The organism is Enterococcus sp. AZ015, assembly GCF_050499225.1.
GTDB classification, from domain to species: Bacteria; Bacillota; Bacilli; order Lactobacillales; family Enterococcaceae; genus Enterococcus_D; species Enterococcus_D entomosocium.
The window spans coordinates 2,346,556-2,362,665 of record NZ_JBMHEX010000001.1; the positions used below are offsets into that span (position 1 = coordinate 2,346,556).

Annotated in this window: 16 protein-coding genes; 3 read left to right on the forward strand and 13 right to left on the reverse strand. The window is 43.8% G+C overall.

Annotation, left to right across the window (positions count from 1 at the left end; translation table 11 throughout):
- Positions 1 to 2: 2 nt before the first annotated feature.
- The 12 genes from IGK85_RS10900 to IGK85_RS10955 all read right to left on the reverse strand — a co-directional run bounded on the left by IGK85_RS10900 (position 3) and on the right by IGK85_RS10955 (position 12,081).
- Complete coding sequence (locus IGK85_RS10900) at positions 3 to 833, reverse strand: ABC transporter permease (protein ID WP_005234832.1); 831 nt, start codon at positions 831 to 833, stop codon at positions 3 to 5.
- On the reverse strand, positions 833 to 1,792 hold the full coding sequence (locus IGK85_RS10905) for an ABC transporter permease (protein WP_005234830.1): 960 nt from the start codon (positions 1,790 to 1,792) through the stop codon (positions 833 to 835). The genes IGK85_RS10900 and IGK85_RS10905 overlap by 1 nt, the downstream gene beginning before the upstream one ends.
- A 72-nt stretch (positions 1,793 to 1,864) precedes the next feature.
- Positions 1,865 to 3,445 (reverse strand): ABC transporter substrate-binding protein, encoded by a 1,581-nt coding sequence (locus IGK85_RS10910; protein WP_016613557.1) that lies wholly within the window; start codon positions 3,443 to 3,445, stop codon positions 1,865 to 1,867.
- Between the two features lie 50 nt (positions 3,446 to 3,495).
- A complete protein-coding gene (locus IGK85_RS10915; protein ID WP_005234826.1) occupies positions 3,496 to 4,326 on the reverse strand; it encodes a MetQ/NlpA family ABC transporter substrate-binding protein in 831 nt (276 codons plus the stop codon).
- A 255-nt stretch (positions 4,327 to 4,581) separates the two neighbouring features.
- On the reverse strand, positions 4,582 to 5,676 hold the full coding sequence (locus IGK85_RS10920; protein WP_008378913.1) for an aminotransferase class I/II-fold pyridoxal phosphate-dependent enzyme: 1,095 nt from the start codon (positions 5,674 to 5,676) through the stop codon (positions 4,582 to 4,584).
- Entirely contained in the window at positions 5,666 to 6,865 is a 1,200-nt protein-coding gene (locus tag IGK85_RS10925) for a MalY/PatB family protein (protein ID WP_008378916.1), read from the reverse strand. Before IGK85_RS10925 ends, IGK85_RS10920 begins: the two co-directional genes overlap by 11 nt.
- The gene (locus IGK85_RS10930) at positions 6,855 to 7,823 is read right to left on the reverse strand and encodes a homoserine O-succinyltransferase (RefSeq protein ID WP_008378918.1); all 969 of its coding nucleotides are present in this window, start codon (positions 7,821 to 7,823) and stop codon (positions 6,855 to 6,857) included. Before IGK85_RS10930 ends, IGK85_RS10925 begins: the two co-directional genes overlap by 11 nt.
- Positions 7,824 to 8,222: 399 nt before the next feature.
- Positions 8,223 to 8,993, reverse strand: coding sequence for a C39 family peptidase (locus IGK85_RS10935; RefSeq protein ID WP_008378919.1), 771 nt, complete (start codon positions 8,991 to 8,993; stop codon positions 8,223 to 8,225).
- Between the two features lie 138 nt (positions 8,994 to 9,131).
- On the reverse strand, positions 9,132 to 9,743 hold the full coding sequence (locus IGK85_RS10940) for a hypothetical protein (RefSeq protein ID WP_005225537.1): 612 nt from the start codon (positions 9,741 to 9,743) through the stop codon (positions 9,132 to 9,134).
- A 118-nt stretch (positions 9,744 to 9,861) separates the two neighbouring features.
- The gene (gene rsmA / locus IGK85_RS10945) at positions 9,862 to 10,749 is read right to left on the reverse strand and encodes a 16S rRNA (adenine(1518)-N(6)/adenine(1519)-N(6))-dimethyltransferase RsmA (protein ID WP_008378923.1); all 888 of its coding nucleotides are present in this window, start codon (positions 10,747 to 10,749) and stop codon (positions 9,862 to 9,864) included.
- Positions 10,746 to 11,318, reverse strand: coding sequence for a ribonuclease M5 (rnmV, locus tag IGK85_RS10950; protein WP_005234813.1), 573 nt, complete (start codon positions 11,316 to 11,318; stop codon positions 10,746 to 10,748). The genes rsmA and rnmV overlap by 4 nt, the downstream gene beginning before the upstream one ends.
- Complete coding sequence (locus IGK85_RS10955; protein WP_008378926.1) at positions 11,311 to 12,081, reverse strand: TatD family hydrolase; 771 nt, start codon at positions 12,079 to 12,081, stop codon at positions 11,311 to 11,313. Before IGK85_RS10955 ends, rnmV begins: the two co-directional genes overlap by 8 nt.
- A 185-nt stretch (positions 12,082 to 12,266) precedes the next feature.
- Between IGK85_RS10955 and IGK85_RS10960 the strand changes: the two genes are divergently transcribed.
- The 3 genes from IGK85_RS10960 to IGK85_RS10970 all read left to right on the forward strand — a co-directional run bounded on the left by IGK85_RS10960 (position 12,267) and on the right by IGK85_RS10970 (position 14,325).
- The gene (locus tag IGK85_RS10960) at positions 12,267 to 12,983 is read left to right on the forward strand and encodes a hypothetical protein (protein ID WP_008378928.1); all 717 of its coding nucleotides are present in this window, start codon (positions 12,267 to 12,269) and stop codon (positions 12,981 to 12,983) included.
- Positions 12,984 to 13,156: 173 nt separating this feature from the next.
- Positions 13,157 to 14,017 carry a metallophosphoesterase gene (locus tag IGK85_RS10965; protein WP_005234806.1) on the forward strand — a complete coding sequence of 287 codons (861 nt, stop codon included), beginning with the start codon at positions 13,157 to 13,159 and terminating at the stop codon, positions 14,015 to 14,017.
- Positions 14,018 to 14,151: 134 nt separating this feature from the next.
- Positions 14,152 to 14,325, forward strand: coding sequence for a hypothetical protein (locus IGK85_RS10970; protein ID WP_005234804.1), 174 nt, complete (start codon positions 14,152 to 14,154; stop codon positions 14,323 to 14,325).
- Between the two features lie 27 nt (positions 14,326 to 14,352).
- Here IGK85_RS10970 and IGK85_RS10975 read toward each other — a convergent pair whose 3' ends face one another.
- A complete protein-coding gene (locus IGK85_RS10975) occupies positions 14,353 to 16,110 on the reverse strand; it encodes a metal ABC transporter permease subunit (RefSeq protein WP_008378930.1) in 1,758 nt (585 codons plus the stop codon).

Sequence of the window (16,110 nt, forward strand, 5' to 3'; positions counted from 1 at the left end):
GGTCACACCTCTCTCTGCAAGACATGTTTGATCATGTCGCCGATATTGTTAAAGGAATAGATGGTGAAAATAACAAAGAGCCCTGGAAGAATCGCCATGTATGGTGCCCGCTGCAAGCTGTTTTGCGCGTTTTGCAACAGACTGCCCCACGAAGCCATCGGTTGCTGTATTCCTAAGCCTAGAAAACTCAAAGCCGATTCGGTCATGATCGCTCCTGAAATACTTGCAGATGCCGCAACGATCAAGGTAGGAAGCACTGCTGGGAAAACATGCTTCACGATAATACTAAATGAAGAACGTCCGATAAATTTCCCGTAAGCGACATATTCCCGTTCTTTCGCCGCTAACGTTTCACCACGAATCAAACGAGCGATGTTCATCCAGGAGAAGCCGCCGATCACAATAATAATCGTAGTTAGTCCGGGACGTAAAAAGACGCTCAAAACGATCACTAACACCAACCAAGGAATCGATGACAATACATCGACGAGCCGCATCAGCAGGTTGTCGATCCAACCGCCAAAGTAGCCAGAAACAAGACCGACAAGAGTCCCAATAAACGTCGCTGTGATCATTGCCAAAACACCTACAAACAATGATACCCGACCGCCGTAGACGACCCGAATAAAGTAATCTCGCCCCACTTCATCGGTTCCAAATAAATGAGACCAACTCGGCGGCTGTGACATGTTGCTGACATCCGTTGCATTAGGATCGATGGGGATCAAAGGTGCAACAAGCGACAAAATAATCAATAACGTCAGGAAAACGACAGAAAAGGTATAGATGGGCGAAGCAAGCATGACTTCACTGATTTTTTTGAAACGTTTCATTACTTACTCCCTCCTTTACGGATACGTGGATCAACCACGGAGTATAATACATCCGCTAACAAATTCCCTAAGATGACCAGTGTTGCTGACAACAGCATGATGGCCATGATCACAGGATAATCGAGGCTTTTCGTCGCACTCATCAAGTAAGGGCCGACGCCCGGCCAGCCGTAGATCGTTTCTGTAATGATCGCACCGGTAACTAACATCGGCAACGCCAAGCCGATTTGGGTGACAACGGGAATCAAAATATTTCGACTAATATGACGGCTGAAAATCTGCCATTTGCTGGCATGAAATGCCCGTTGCACCATCACGTAGTCTTCTGAAACTTGTTGTGTCGCTGATGCGCGGATATACCGCGTCAAATCTGGAAAGAAGGCGACTGTCAATGTGGTATATGGCAAAATAAAATGCTGCAGAAAATCGCCAAAATCCCCTTCTTTACCGACCGTATACATGCCAATGATTGGAAACATATTTAATAAGTAACCAAATACATAAATCAAGATCATCGCAAACCAGAAGGTCGGCACAGCGATTCCTAGAGATGCCACAGCGTCAATGATCCGATCCCAAATCTTTCCTTTGTTGGCAGCAGCCAACAGGCCCAAAATGATGGCCAACAACAAGGCAGTCAAATAAGCGGGGATCACTAGGCGCATGGTATTGGGAATCCGAGTCGCAAGTTCTTGTGAAATACTACTTTGAGACACCAAAGAAAAGCCAAGATTACCGGTAAGAATATTTCTGATCCAAAGAAAATATTGAACCAAAAAGGGTTGATCCAAGCCATAGCGCTGCCGCAAAAGATCGATTTGCTCTTGCGACATATTGGGTGTCGTGATGGAGTCGATCACATCATACGGTGCGATATGTATAAGTGAAAAAACGATAAAAGAGATCACAAACAGCAAAGGGATTGCTTGCAATACTCGTTTTGCAATGTATCGAAACATAACTGACCTACTTTCTTTTTCATAGAAAAAAGCTGTGATAAAAAAGATTCCTCTTTATCACAGCCAATGGATTTACTTGATTGTCAATTTAGACATATCTTCGAATGTATAGATTGGGATCAAACCTGCATCTTCTACATTACCAATTCGGTTATTGACCGCTAGGATTTTCTTGTTGTCAACGATTGGGTAAATGATCGCTTCGTCAGCAATGGCCTTTTGCAAATCATCATACAATGCTTCACGTTTGTCCGTGTCTAATTCAACTGCTGCTTGGGCAAACAAATTGTCAATGGTTTCGCTATTGCTTTGGAAGTAGTTGGCACTACCGCCAGTTTCAAATAGACTGCCGTATAAGTCAGGGTCATTTCCCATGATATACCCGCCAAGGAATAAGTTGTACTTCGTTGAATCAGGTTTCTTCAACTCGGTAAAGATCGCTGTACCATCGCCACCTTCAAGTGTAACCGTTATGCCTGCTTGTTGCAATTGTTGTTGGATCAACGTAGCTTGGATCGTTTGGGCTGGATCGGTTGAGTTGAAAGCCAAATTCAATGACAAATCAGTCACACCAGCTTCTTGTAAAAGTTCTTTTGCTTTTTCAGCATTCGTCTCATATTTTTCAACATCATCAGTGACGTATGGGTTGTTCGGTGGCAAGAATGAATATGGTGTTGCATAATACTCTTCATCTAAATATGCTGCTTGATTTAATTCATCTTTGTTCAACGCATAGAGAACTGCTTGTCGAACTTTCACATCTTGCAAAGCATCTGAGTGAGTGTTCAAGCCTAGATAACCAACACGGTTTTCAGTATAAGGATAAACAGAGATCTGCTCATCATCTAAGTCTTCAATATCTGAAGGCAAGACAACGGCTGCATCCACTTCCCCTTTTTGCAAAGCGACTTTCGCAGTATCGGTACTTTCGATGATGCGCAACGTCACATTTTGAATCGAAGGCTTGCCGCCATAATAGTTTTCATTGGCTTCAAAAGTAAAGTACTCACCACGTTTGTATTCTTTCAGTTGATACGGACCAGTGCCGACTGGTTTTTCAGGCAGTTCACTGACAGAGAAGTCGGTAACATCTTTAAAGATATGCTCGGGAATGATGTATGTTTCGGTTGCAATATTGCTGATCGCTGCCGCACTCGGTGTCGGCAACACGAATTTGACGGTGTATTCATCCACTTTTTCGATCGCGATTGGTTGGTCGTCGACCCAAAGGGAATCGGCATTGCCATTTTCTTTTTTGACTTTTTGTTCATATGTGAAAACAACGTCATCGGCGGTAAAGTCTTCGCCATCTGACCATTTCACATCTTGTTTCAAATGTACTGTCAATGAAAGGCCGTCTTCAGCTGGTTCCACTGATTCTGCCAACGCATTTTGTGTTGTTCCGTCTGCTTCCACTGTAACTAGTGGAGAATAGATCATGTTTGTCACTGTCAATCCCCAACGATCACTGGTGTTGATCGGGTTAGTGGACGATGGGTCCCCGCTGATCGCATAAGTGAATGTTGAATCATCCCCAGCTCCAGCTGCACTACTGGTTGACGTTTCTTCTGTATTTGATCCACCGCAGGCTGCTAGAACAAATCCTAGTCCAACGACGGCAACACTTGCTAAACCTTTTTTCCAATTTATCATTTTTCCATCCTACTTCCTGTTCCTATATAGTAATAGTCGTTTTTAACTTTCTATTCCCATACAGGTATACTAGATTTCTTTGTTACTTCCTCGATGATTGCTTTTACTTCATCGGTCTGATAATATCGAACGACCGTTTGGTAAACGTCATTGTCTGCTTCGTCTGCTCGCGCAGCGATCACATTATAATAAGGCTTGGAGGAATCAGCCACAGGTTCTAAGAAAATCGCATCTTCTGTAGGAACCAAACCAGCATCGACGGCCATGCCATTATTGATCAAAGAAATGTCGACATCGGTCATTGCCCGAGCAGTTTGATTGGAGTCAAGTAGCTCAAATTTCAGGGCTTTGGGATTGTCAATGACATCACTGGTTGTTGGCAGTAAACCTTTTGATTCATCCAAAGTGATCAAACCGGCGGTCTGTAAGAGTAATAGTGCACGGCTCTCATTTGAGACATCATTGGGTAAAGCCACCGTAGCACCATCTGCCAATTCGTTGACATCGGTGATTTTATCGGAATAAATACCAAGTGGGTTTAATGTCGTATAGGCAATCGTCGTGTTGGAATAACCACTTTCTTCGTTGACATTGTCCATAAAAATCTCCGTCAATGCTGCGTGAAGGTCAATTGAGCCATCCTCAAGCGCCACGATTGGCTGACGATAATCGGTGAATTTCACCAATTGCAAGTCGATATTTTCGTTTTCCTTCAATTCTTCCTGCACATGTTCCCAGGCTTCGTTTTGCTCACCCACGACACCCAATTTGACAACGGTGGCTTCCTCATCTGCTTGACTGCTGCCGCAAGCGGCGAAGCTGAACAATGCCAGCAATCCAAGAGCCCCTGTTGCCAATCCCTTTACTACGTTTCTTTTCATCCCTTTTTCCCCTTTTGTTCCCTCCTCAGATCAATCGTCCCGTTTTCTTGACGTATTGCTCAACTAGACCAATTTTACCTCTGTTTCTCAAAACAAATTGTTTTTTCAAAGGAGAAATGGCAAATGCCTGTTGCCGTCAACCGAAAACATCGGACTCACTATTCATATGTAGTGTAACTTTATCCTATACAACTAAAACTGTCAATAAAATTACTCTACAAAAGTAAGTTTTTAACTAGCTGATCTGTGGTCGGGTTATTTGAATATCTTCAGTGCATTTTCTAAGTCATCGATCAAATCTTTACTACTTTCGATCCCAATGGAGATCCGTAAAAGATCCGGCGTCAATCCATAAGATTCTCGTACCTCTTGAGGAATATCGGCGTGAGTCTGTGTCGTTGGATACGTGATAAGACTTTCCACACCACCTAGGCTTTCTGCAAAGGTAAAAACCTTTAATGCCGCTAAGAAGCCGCTGATTTTGGTTTCATCAAGCACCCGAATACTGATCATCGCGCCGGCATTCGGGTACAGCACCTCTTTGATCGCCGGATGGGCTCGTAAAAAACGGCCGACTTCCTTGGCGTTGGCTTCCTGTCGTTCAAAGCGCAACGGCAGCGTCTTTAAACTTCGGATAAATAACCACGTATCAAAGCTGCTCAAAGTCGGGCCTGAAGTATTGGCTAAATAATTCAAACGCTCCCCTAATTGCGCATCTTTGGCGATCACGACACCAGCCAAAATATCATTGTGGCCAGATAAGAATTTGGTGCCTGAATGGATCACTAGATCCGCGCCTTCTTCTAATGGCAACTGCCGTAACGGCGTCAAAAAGGTATTATCCACGATCAATAGTGCCCCATGATCGTGAGCAAGCTTGGCGGTTTCAGCAATATCCGTCACGGTCATCAAAGGATTCGTTGGGGTCTCTAAGAAGACAGCCGTTACCTCGTCAGTTAATTTTTCACTTAATTCGGCTAAAGTACTGAAGGTATCGAAAAAGGCCCGCTGGCTATTTTCCAGTTCCGCAAAATAGCGAAAGCTACCGCCGTACAAGTCACGAGAAACCAAAAAGCGGCTGCCGCTGGCAAATAAATCAAAAATCAAAGCGATCGCACTCATGCCAGAGCTGGTCACTACTGCCCGAGCCCCTTTTTCTAATTCGGCAAGGCCTGCTTCTAAAATATCCCGGGTCGGATTTTTGGTCCTAGTATAATCATAGCCGGTACTTTGCCCCAATTCAGGATGTGCAAAGGTCGTGGAAAGATAAATTGGCGGACTGATCGCCCCGGTTTGCTGATCCGAATGATTGCCTAATTGGGCGAGAAAAGTTGCTGTATCAATGGTCATGTCGTTCCTCCTTTTTGATTGCCTCAATCAAACGATCAAGGGCTTTTTGAATGATCGTTGGTGTTGTCGCAAGATTCAGACGAATCAAGCCCTGACCGTCTTGTGAAAACCATTCCCCATAGTCGACTGCGAGACCGGCAGTATCTTGGACCACCTGCTTGGTTCGTTCTTTGGCGATGACTTGCCGCAGATCGACCCAGAGAAGATAGGTTCCTTCTAATGGCAGGAGCTCAATTTTGGGAAATGCTTCTTGCAGTTGCTGGCGGACCATTTGTTCATTGGCAGCAATCACCAAAAGCAGGTCATCTAGCCATTGATCCCCCGATTCATACGCGGCTTTCGCAGCCACCAATCCCAAACGATTGACTTCCGTCTGCTTGTATCGTCGGCACCAAGCCTGATAGGCTCTGCGCATCTCTAAATCAGGAATCCAAACATGAGAGAGTAACAATCCTGCTAAGTTGAAGGTTTTTGAGGGCGAATCCAGAACGATCAGCTTCTCAAAGCCGAACCCCTGTGCCACTGTCACGGCTGAAACAAATTGCTGCTCACCGAGTATCAGTTCACGATGGATCTCGTCGGCGATCACGACAACCTCATGTTTTTGGCAAATGGCCAATAACTGATGCAGTTCTTTCTCTTGCCAGACCCGCCCTACTGGATTGTGGGGGGAGCAGAGAATAAATAGTTTCACTTTTTCTTCAATGATTTTGGCTTCAAAAGCAGCAAAATCGATTTGATAGGAATTCTTCACCTTTTGCAAGGGTGCTTCTATCAAGCGCCTTTTCGTCTCTTTGATGCTGTCAAAAAAGGGATAATAGACGGGCGGCTGGATCAAGATGCCATCGTCTCGTTCTGTGAAACAATGAAGCAAATCAACCAAAGATTGGACGACCCCTGTGGAAAACGAGAGCCATTTTTCTTCGAATTTCGTCCCCCAGTGGCGATCTTGCCAAGCTTGATAGGCTAAAAAATAGCCTGAGGGGGGAATCGCATAGCCAAAGGTTCCTTGAGCAACCAGTTGCTGCAAGGCTTCTTCCACTGCCTTTGGCGCCGCAAAATCCATATCAGCTACCCATAAAGGCAAAAGCTTTTCTCCTTGGAACCGTTGATCCACAAGATCCCATTTTAAAGAATTGGTGCCTTTTCGCTGCCTGGCATAGTGGGAGAGAAAATGCTCAATCGTCATTGATACTCACCCGACCTTCTGGCTCACTGCCAATTCGGTAGCCTTCTTTCGTCGGCGTGACGGACAGGTCATACGGCGTTCGCAAATAGGTTTCATTGATCCAATTGCTGAAAAACAAAGAGGCATGTCCCCGCCAACGATTGGTGATTTTTCCCCCTAAGCGGTCATAAGCAAAGTAATTTTTGGGCAACGCGGTATCTAAGCCCCGTTCCATGTCTCGCAAGTACTCTTCATTCAGGGTCGTTGTGTGGTATTCAAAATGTCCTAGCAAGAAGGCATTTTTATGATCTTCTGATACGAAGATGGAAGGCCCTGTTTCAACGCCCGCTGCCAATATTTCTAAAGGCGCTTGGGCCAGCTGGACATCATCGATGCCAGTATAGCGCGAATGCGGTGTATAAAAGACGTCGTCAAAGCCCCGAACCAGTGGATGAAAATGCGTGACTGTTTGTTCGAAGACACCGAACAATTTGCTTTGGTACAACACTTTGTCGATACCGTAATGGTAATAAAGCCCCGCTTGTGCCCCCCAGCAAATATGTAGGACTGAAGTGCAATTCGTCTGACTCCAATCCATGATTTCTTGTAGTTCTTGCCAATAGTCAATGGCTTCGAATGCCATTTTTTCAACTGGGGCTCCGGTGATGATCAAGCCATCGAATCGTTGCGGCTGGATCACTGAAAATTCTTGATAAAACTTTTCCATGTGATCGACAGAGGTGTTTTTGCTTTCGTGGTATTTCATTTTTAGTAAAGTCACCTCAATTTGCAGTGGACTTTGGGAAAGTAAACGCAACAACTGATTTTCTGTAGCGATCTTTTTCGGCATCAAATTGACGATCGCGATTTTCAAGGGACGGATCTCTTGCTTCGCCGCTTTATGCTGCAGTAAGGCAAAGACATTTTCTTTTTGCAGGACCGCTGCAGCGGGTAATTCTTTGGGAATAATGATTGGCATTGCTTCAACCCCTTACAGATAAATTTCTTGTTGAAGAGAAAGCGAACAGTTTCGGCTGTGAAAAACAAAAAAAGCCGCCCTTTTATCCTTATGGATAAAAGGGACGACTTGATGCGCGTTACCACCCTAATTCGTGCTATTCTCACAAATAACACCTCAACAGTACACTATGATACTTGGCGCTGTAACGGGCGCATGCCGTTTTGCTGGCGTGAACCAACAAAAAAACTCAGAGCTCATCTTCACTGATCACCGCATGTCTCCTTTTTCACCAACCGGAGTCTCTGTACCTTTGTTGATCTGCTACTCTTCTCTTCAACGTTATCGAATTCTTTGTTTAATTTTAAAAAATTATAATTGTTTTTTCATTTACTGTCAACGGCAAGTTGAGACTTTTTCTTAGATTTCTTCTAAATATAAGTATTGCTGACCCATTTTTTCATAGATCGCTGCTAAGTCTTCTTTGCTGACTTCGCGATCCTTATGCCCATAAGGGTCGTTGACATACATCGTATCACCATCGATGCCAGTGATCACTACCGAATGGATCAATGCAGTCACAAGGATTTCGCCATTTTGGGTATTCCATTGAAAGAAATCAGCATCGGTAGGTACTTGTAATTCTAACGTCGCGATCATCCAAACTGGTTTCCCAGATTGCAGGACTTTGACGATCTCATCAAAACTTTTGTCTCGTCCACTAACGACTTCATATTGCTCTTTTACAATACTTTCGGCGACATCAGTGATCGGTTCTACGTCAACACCCATCGCGCTATCGCCGCCATAGATGTTTCCAACAAAGCCTTCTCGCGGATCTCCATGGTGATTATAATCCTCATAAAGTGGGACATACACTAATTCTTCTGCCAATTGATTTTTATTGGTATCAAATCCGTAAAAATTCAAGAGCATCGATAAAGCCGTTACTTCACAACCATTTCCTAACGTAACTTCATCGAATTGATTTTCTAACGGAACATCCAATTGAATAACGTCACTGTATTCAGGCTCTGGTGTTTGTTCTTCATCCGAAAGTGCTAGTGTCAATTCATCCTCTATCTTTTCAAAGGGGGACTGCCCATTCTTACTGTCATAAAAAATCAGCAGAAAGAAGAGCATCAAGACGAACAAACCTAAAAGTAACCGTTTTAACTTTTTCTTCTTCATCTACTTCCTCCTCTTTTATATTATAACTTATTTCTGTTTATTATTTCACTATAATAAACGTTTTAAGAAGGAGTATTTTCTTAATCTGAATACAAAAAAATAGACCCGTTTACGCAGCGGGTCTATTCAAACTGGCGCTTATGCCGCTTTCTTCTGTTTCTGAATAAAGCGTCCTTTTGCTTTTGAAAACGAACGAATATCAAATTGTTTGCTTAAGGCACCTGCAACAAAATAAGCCAAATTGAAATCGATCAAGCTATGGATCAAGCCACCGATCCCCATCAAAACGAACAAGAAATAGTAGAAATTGCCATCGAATGCTGTCCCTGGTACATTTCCTGTGAAGTAAAAGGCGGCAACGACTGCCATTTCAACGGCAGAATGAATCAGTCCGATAATCAAGTTAAAGCTCTGAAATTTGATATTCAATAAAGAGGGTTTGCCATTTTTCAGTAAAATATCTGGGTGCTTCTGTAAATAAAAGGCACCGATGACTGCAAAAACAACATGGGACAATGCCCGTAATGCAATGATTGGTGGTAGTGTTAAGAAAAAGCCAAAGGTCGTTCCTAAAGCTACAGCGATCGCCATCGCTGGTGAAAAGAACATCGCCACAAATACGGGAACATGGCTAGCTAAGGTAAAAGATGCAGGTCCGATGACGATTTTGGGCATTACCATGGGAATGACGATCCCCATGCCGATTAACAATGCAGCGATCGTTAAATGGCGGATGGAATGATTTTTCATTTATACTCTCTCCTTCAATGTGTCATGACAGTTCTGTCTTGCTTATTCTACTGGTATTTCCACAAGGTGTCAAGACACAAAAAAACGAATGTTTATTCAACATCCGTTTTTATAGAAGTTATCCTTTGCGCGCTTGCATTTCATTGCTTAATTTGGCAAATTCCGCTAACGACAGCGTTTCTCCACGACGTTTCGGATCGATCCCACTTGCTTCTAAACTGTCTGCCAACCACTGTTTGGTTTCTTCATCTTTTCCATAGCTATTTTGCAAATTGTTCCAAAGGGTTTTACGACGCAACTGAAAGGCTGCTTTCGTTAATTTAAAGAACTCTTTTTCATCGGTGACTGCGACCGCTGGTTGTGGACGGCGCGTCAATTTCAAAATAGCCGAATCAACATTCGGTTGGGGTACAAAAACGGTTTTCGGGACGATGAATGCCAGTTTTGCTTCCATGTAGTATTGCACAGCGATCGACAACGAGCCATAGGCTTTGGTCCCGGGAACTGCTGAGATTCGATCAGCCACTTCTTTTTGCATCATCACGACCATTTCATCTACTGGTACCTGAGACTCTAAAAAGTGCATCATGATAGGCGTAGTAATATAATAAGGCAGATTTGCGACAACTTTTAATGAAGCAGCCGTATCGCTGAATTCTGACCGAATGGTCGTTGATAGGTCTGCTTGCAAGACATCTTGATGAATGATCTTTACGTTTGCGTAAGGCTGCATCGTATCAGCTAATACAGGGATCAACCGATCATCGATTTCAAACGCCAACACTTGCTTGGCATGTTTTGCCAACTGTTCGGTCAGCGCACCGATTCCAGGTCCAACCTCAATGACGTTTGTCGTTTCGTCGATGCCTGCTGTTTCTACGATTTTCCGTAAAATATTCGGTTCTGTTAAGAAGTTTTGTCCTAAACTTTTTTTAAAGGTAAAGCCATGTTTCGCTAAAATCTCTTTGGTTCTTGAGGGGGTTGCTATATCCCGTTCTTCCTTCACAATTCTTCCTCCACTGTTTTCATAGCTTCTGCCAACTCTGCATCGGTGATACGAAACATTGCCAGCCGCTTCTCTAATTGTTTGCCGTTCGTATAGCCGATGCGTAAAAGATCTCCTAGCCGCTCTCGTTTCTCTTTTGCTCCAGCGCCTGCGATCAAGCCATACGCTAATAACTGTTGGCGATCAATGGTTCCTTCACTGACTTCATTTGAAGCAATCGGGGTTACGACTTTTCGCAAGGCTTCTTTCAATGCTTCATGGCTGGCGTGTTCCACGCCCAAACTGCCTTTGCTTTTCGGTGCTGCCTGACTGCGCGGTAAAAAGGCATGCTTGGCATCCGGAACCACTTCCATAATGATTTTGCGGATCTTTTCTCCCGAAAAATCGGGATCGGTAAACACGATGACCCCTCGTGTCTCTTGGGCATGCTCGATTTGATCAAGGATCGTATCATCGATCGCTGAACCGATCGTTTCGATCGTATCTACTTCGAACACTTCTTGCAATCGACGGGTGTCGTCTTTGCCTTCGACGACAATGATTTCTTCGATTTTCGGTTTATCAGTCATTGATCCTAAACAAGCGGTGGGCATTTTTTGTCGTGTAGGCCGCAACATCAGCGACCGCTTCTTGCCGCAGCTCCGCGATTTTATCCACCACATAATGGGTATAGCCGGGTTCATTGCGTTTGCCGCGATAAGGAACAGGGGCTAAATACGGCGCGTCAGTCTCAACGAGTAGCCGATCTTGTGGCACGACTAGTGCAGCTTCTTGTACCTCCGTAGCCTTTTTGAAGGTCACGACACCACTAAAGGAAATGTACATTCCTAGATCCAAGAACTTTTTCGCCCATTCTCCGTCTCCACTAAAGCTGTGCATAATACCACCGATTGTTTGGACTTTTTCATCCTTTAAGATCGCATAGGTATCTTCTAAGGCTTCACGGGTATGAATACTGATGGGCAGCTGATGTTCACGAGCGATTGCCATTTGCCGACGAAAGACCTTTTCTTGAACTTCTTTCGGATCTTCCATCCAGTGGTAGTCTAAACCGATTTCACCTAGGGCAACGACTTTTGGTCGTTCCAAGCGCTCTTGCAAATAGGTTTCTACGTGTGGGGTATAAGAACCAGCTTCGGTGGGATGCCAACCGATAATGCTGTAAATGCCAGGATATTCTTTGCTTAATGCTAACGATTTTTCAATCGTTGGCTGATCGAAACCGACGACCGCCATCTCCGTTACTCCTAGTTCTTGCGCACGGGCGACCGTTTCGGGAATGTCTTCGTTAAACTGTTCTGCATTCAAATGTGTATGAGAATCAAAAATCATGAAATCTCCTCCTTAGTCCTTCTATACTCTAGCATATTTTGACGGTTTAAGAAACGAATCCTCTTCGCTTTTTTCAGCAGTTTAAGAAAACTTTCAGCAAGCAAAAAAAATCCGCCCAAAGTTGGAGGACGCCGAAGCTGATTTTCTCTATACTGAGTGTAACGAAATCGTATGGAGGTGGAAATATGGAACGATCAAAAATTGATCCCGGCCGCTTTTTTTCTGGCCAAAAAGCAGCAGCTAAAGGCACGTTAAAACATCAATATCATTACTATCGGCAGCAAAATGCCCATCAAGCATTCAATAGCGACTTTCAGCGAAATTTCCAGCAAGATTTCCCCAATTTTGCTACATGGCTAAAACTGCAGCAGCAGACGCCACAAAAGAATCAAACAGCGACTTTTTCTCACTGGTTATTGGTTGGTTTCTTCGGACTTTTGACGGCAGCAAGTTTTTCGCAACAGCTCTTATTCCTACTTTTTGTCTTTGTCATAGCTGCTCTCGTCAAAGGCCCAGGCATGATCTTATGGGGCATCGTTTATTCCTTCTTAGTTAGTCTGTTTCCTCCATTGGGTATCGTTCTTTCTGGCTTGTTTTTCTTACTGACCTTGCGTCAATTAACCAAAAATGTCACTTTCGTTTTGACTGCATTGTACTTTTACGGCTATCCGTTTGTCATCACAGCCCTCCAGCACTTCACGAATTGGGACCCGCAATGGCTGTGGGTCGGTAGTATCGGTTTTGCCTTGATCAGTGGCCATTTTGTCTTACAGCAAAACTATCCCTTTGCTTCAAGTAAAAGTCTCGCATGGGCGATCATCTCTGTCCCTTATGATTGTGTCATGGCTTTGATCCCTGTCAAACACAAGGCACGCTTCAAACGATTGGTGAAAATCAAATAATTGCGATCTAGGATACAAAAGATAGGCTGTTGCAGCTTCTTTTGTATCTTTTTTAATGGAAAAACCAAGCGAAATACGATGGATATTTTTTGTTATTTTTGCTTCCGTATGATTGCTTTTTTTGTAAGAATCTACTATGCTAGAAACTAGCAAATCAAAAAAGGAGCCACGCCATGTACACCCTCATTCTTATTGCATTCCTCCTTACGGGCTTGCTAGTTTACTCCTTTATTATTGAACCGCATCTTCTCAAACAACGGCATTATCTCATAAAAAAAGACAAGCGCACCGTCTTAGATATTTCAAAAGCTTATGACCTTTACCAAGCAGAAAGCAATATCGTGATTGCCCATATCAGTGATCTCCATTTTTCTCGTTGGTTTAAACCAAGACGAATGAATCGCATCATTCGATCAACGATCCAAAACAAGCCGGATCTGATCATCATCACGGGGGATCTGATCGATAATTATAAAAAATGGCCGCATCGTTCAACCAAGCGACTGATCGAAAAGCTGAAAAAATTGCAAGCGCCTCTGGGTAAGATCGCAGTTATGGGGAACCATGACCATTTGAATGACGGTCATTACTTTGTTAAGGAAATATACCAGCATGCAGGGTTTACCTTACTTGATAATGAGTCGGTTTTTGGTTCTGATGACAAGACGTCGATGAATATTGTCGGTATCGATATAGAAAGTCCGAAAGTCAGTTTTACCTATGAAGCAACCTTAGCAGAATGGCAGCTGCTTTTGCTCCATGAACCCGATTATGTTTCTCGGATCACCAATCTGCCAAACTACGACTTGATTCTTTCTGGCCATAGCCATGGCGGGCAGATTCGCTTGCCTTTTTATTATGCGAAAACAAAGGGCGCGTTGAAATATACCGATGGGCTCTACCTTTTAGGAAATGAGACCTTATTGAGTGTTTCCAGTGGGGTCGGTATGACCAAGATTCCCGCCCGACTCGGCGTCCCGCCAGAGATCCTTTATTACCATTTAGAACCGCAACAGCAATTGAACGTTTCTTAACTGTTCATCGTTGTAATTGGGAAAAAATCAGCAAATCGTTTCAGCAAACGTTCGATTCGCTGATTTTCTTTTTGCCCCTACCGTGTTAAAATATACCAAATAAATACTTTTAAACAATTAGGAGGAACCAAAAAATGGTCATCTCAGGAACACTCTGGTTTTTGATCGCCTTCTTTGCTTATACAGCCTATGTTTACGGTCAGGGGTTGTACTTTCCTGTCATCGCATTTCTTGCTGCCTTGATGGGCTGCGGATTTTATCTCTTTGCTTTTCTCCAGCACAAAAATACGACGAAAAAACATCCTTAGCCAGAACGAGCTAAGGATGTTTTTGTATTATTGATTCAAGCCTTGATAAATCGTCTCGAGATTCCACTTCATCATGTTATAGTAGCTGTCGCCTTCTTCTCCCGGTTCTGCAATCGAATCGGTAAAGACGGTTCCGAAAATCGGAATGCCCGCATCACGAGAAACACTTTGCATTGGACGAGTATTGACGCTGCTTTCGACAAACAAGGAAGCGACGGCTGAGTTTTGCAGCTGATCCACTAAGTTTTTGATTTGCGCAGGGGTACCTTCTTCTTCGGTATTGATTTCCCAAATATAGGCGGACGGTACACCATAGGCTTTAGAGAAGTATTTGAAGGCTCCCTCACTGGTGACGATCAATTTCTTCTCTTCAGGAATCGATTGGAAGTTTTCCTTCGCTTGCTGATCCAGTTCTTCTAATGAAGCCAAGTAGCGTTCAAGGTTTTCTTCATAGAAAGAGCGATTGTCAGGGTCCTTTTCACTCAGGCGTTGAGCGATGTTACGGGCATAGATCATGCCGTTTTCTAGATTTAACCATGCATGAGGATCGGCTTTGCTGTGGTCTTCATCATCAGATAAATAAAGCACATCCACGCCATCACTGACGGCAAAGTAATCTTCATTTTCTACCTTATTGGCATTGTTCATCAATTTGGTAAACCAGCCATTGCCGCCAGTTTCTAGATTCAAGCCGTTGTAAAGGATAAGATCAGCATCGGTCGCTTTTCGAACATCTTCCACTAAAGGTTCATATTCATGGGGATCACGCCCCACTGGTACGATACTGTGAAGATCGATTCGATCACCGGCAATGTTTTCCGTAATATCAGCAATGATCGAATTGGTCGCTACTACTGAAAGTTTCCCTTCTGTTTGGGCCATCTGTCCGTTTTGCTGTGCCAAAAAGAAGCCACCGGCTACAGCTGCCGTTGCTAAAACCGCTGTCGCTGACCAGCGCTTGACTGGACTGGTCTTTTGTTTTGGTGAGAACAAGAAACCGATCACGAAAAAGGCTCCTGCGGTCAAAACGATACTTGATCCTGCGGCAATATTAAAGCTGTACCCGATAAACAAGCCGATAAATGAGGCGAGACCACCTAAAACCCCTGCGATGATCATCATATGCTTCAATTGTTTTGTATATAAATAAGCCGTTGCTGCTGGAGTGACTAATAAAGCCACGATCAAGATCGTTCCGACGCTTTGCATCGCTGTCACTGAAACCAAAGTTAATAAGAACATCAATAAGTAGTGATAGGCTTGCACTTTCATCCCAAAAGCCTTTGCCATCATCGGATCAAAAGAAGTGATCAGCAGTGGACGGAAGAAGAGGATGATCACTGCCAGCACAAGGATAGCGATAGCGATCGTCAGCCATTTGTCGCTATCTTGCACCGCTAGCACATTCCCAAACAAAATGTGAAACAAATCAGTCGAACTATTTGCTACCCCAATTAAGATAACCCCTAAAGCTAGAAACGAACTAAAGGTGATACCGATCGCCGTATCGCTTTTGATCAGGCTGTTATTGGCGATATAGGTAATGATCATGGAGGCTAAAATCCCAAAGAAGATTGCCCCGACAAAAAAGTGAACGCCGAAGATATAAGACAAGGCTACCCCTGGTAAGACCGCATGAGAGATTGCATCCCCCATCAAGGACATCCCTCGTAAGATGATAAAACAACCAATCACCCCTGCGACGATCCCGATCGCGACTGCCGTGATCAAGGCATTTTGTAAGAAATGATAGTTACTTAAACTCGTAAAAAAGCTTGTCAACAT

Bases quoted from the DNA above. Each gene is read 5' to 3' on its own strand.
- IGK85_RS10935 (WP_008378919.1), bottom strand. From the start codon at position 8,993: ATGAAGAAGAAAAAGTTAAAACGGTTACTTTTAGGTTTGTTCGTCTTG.
- IGK85_RS10960 (WP_008378928.1), top strand. From the start codon at position 12,267: ATGGAACGATCAAAAATTGATCCCGGCCGCTTTTTTTCTGGCCAAAAA.
- IGK85_RS10905 (WP_005234830.1), bottom strand. From the start codon at position 1,792: ATGTTTCGATACATTGCAAAACGAGTATTGCAAGCAATCCCTTTGCTG.
- IGK85_RS10975 (WP_008378930.1), bottom strand. From the start codon at position 16,110: ATGTTGACAAGCTTTTTTACGAGTTTAAGTAACTATCATTTCTTACAA.
- IGK85_RS10900 (WP_005234832.1), bottom strand. From the start codon at position 833: ATGAAACGTTTCAAAAAAATCAGTGAAGTCATGCTTGCTTCGCCCATC.
- rnmV (WP_005234813.1), bottom strand. From the start codon at position 11,318: ATGACTGATAAACCGAAAATCGAAGAAATCATTGTCGTCGAAGGCAAA.
- IGK85_RS10910 (WP_016613557.1), bottom strand. From the start codon at position 3,445: ATGATAAATTGGAAAAAAGGTTTAGCAAGTGTTGCCGTCGTTGGACTA.
- IGK85_RS10930 (WP_008378918.1), bottom strand. From the start codon at position 7,823: ATGCCAATCATTATTCCCAAAGAATTACCCGCTGCAGCGGTCCTGCAA.
- IGK85_RS10920 (WP_008378913.1), bottom strand. From the start codon at position 5,676: ATGACCATTGATACAGCAACTTTTCTCGCCCAATTAGGCAATCATTCG.
- IGK85_RS10970 (WP_005234804.1), top strand. From the start codon at position 14,152: ATGGTCATCTCAGGAACACTCTGGTTTTTGATCGCCTTCTTTGCTTAT.
- IGK85_RS10915 (WP_005234826.1), bottom strand. From the start codon at position 4,326: ATGAAAAGAAACGTAGTAAAGGGATTGGCAACAGGGGCTCTTGGATTG.
- IGK85_RS10965 (WP_005234806.1), top strand. From the start codon at position 13,157: ATGTACACCCTCATTCTTATTGCATTCCTCCTTACGGGCTTGCTAGTT.
- IGK85_RS10955 (WP_008378926.1), bottom strand. From the start codon at position 12,081: ATGATTTTTGATTCTCATACACATTTGAATGCAGAACAGTTTAACGAA.
- IGK85_RS10940 (WP_005225537.1), bottom strand. From the start codon at position 9,743: ATGAAAAATCATTCCATCCGCCATTTAACGATCGCTGCATTGTTAATC.
- IGK85_RS10925 (WP_008378916.1), bottom strand. From the start codon at position 6,865: ATGACGATTGAGCATTTTCTCTCCCACTATGCCAGGCAGCGAAAAGGC.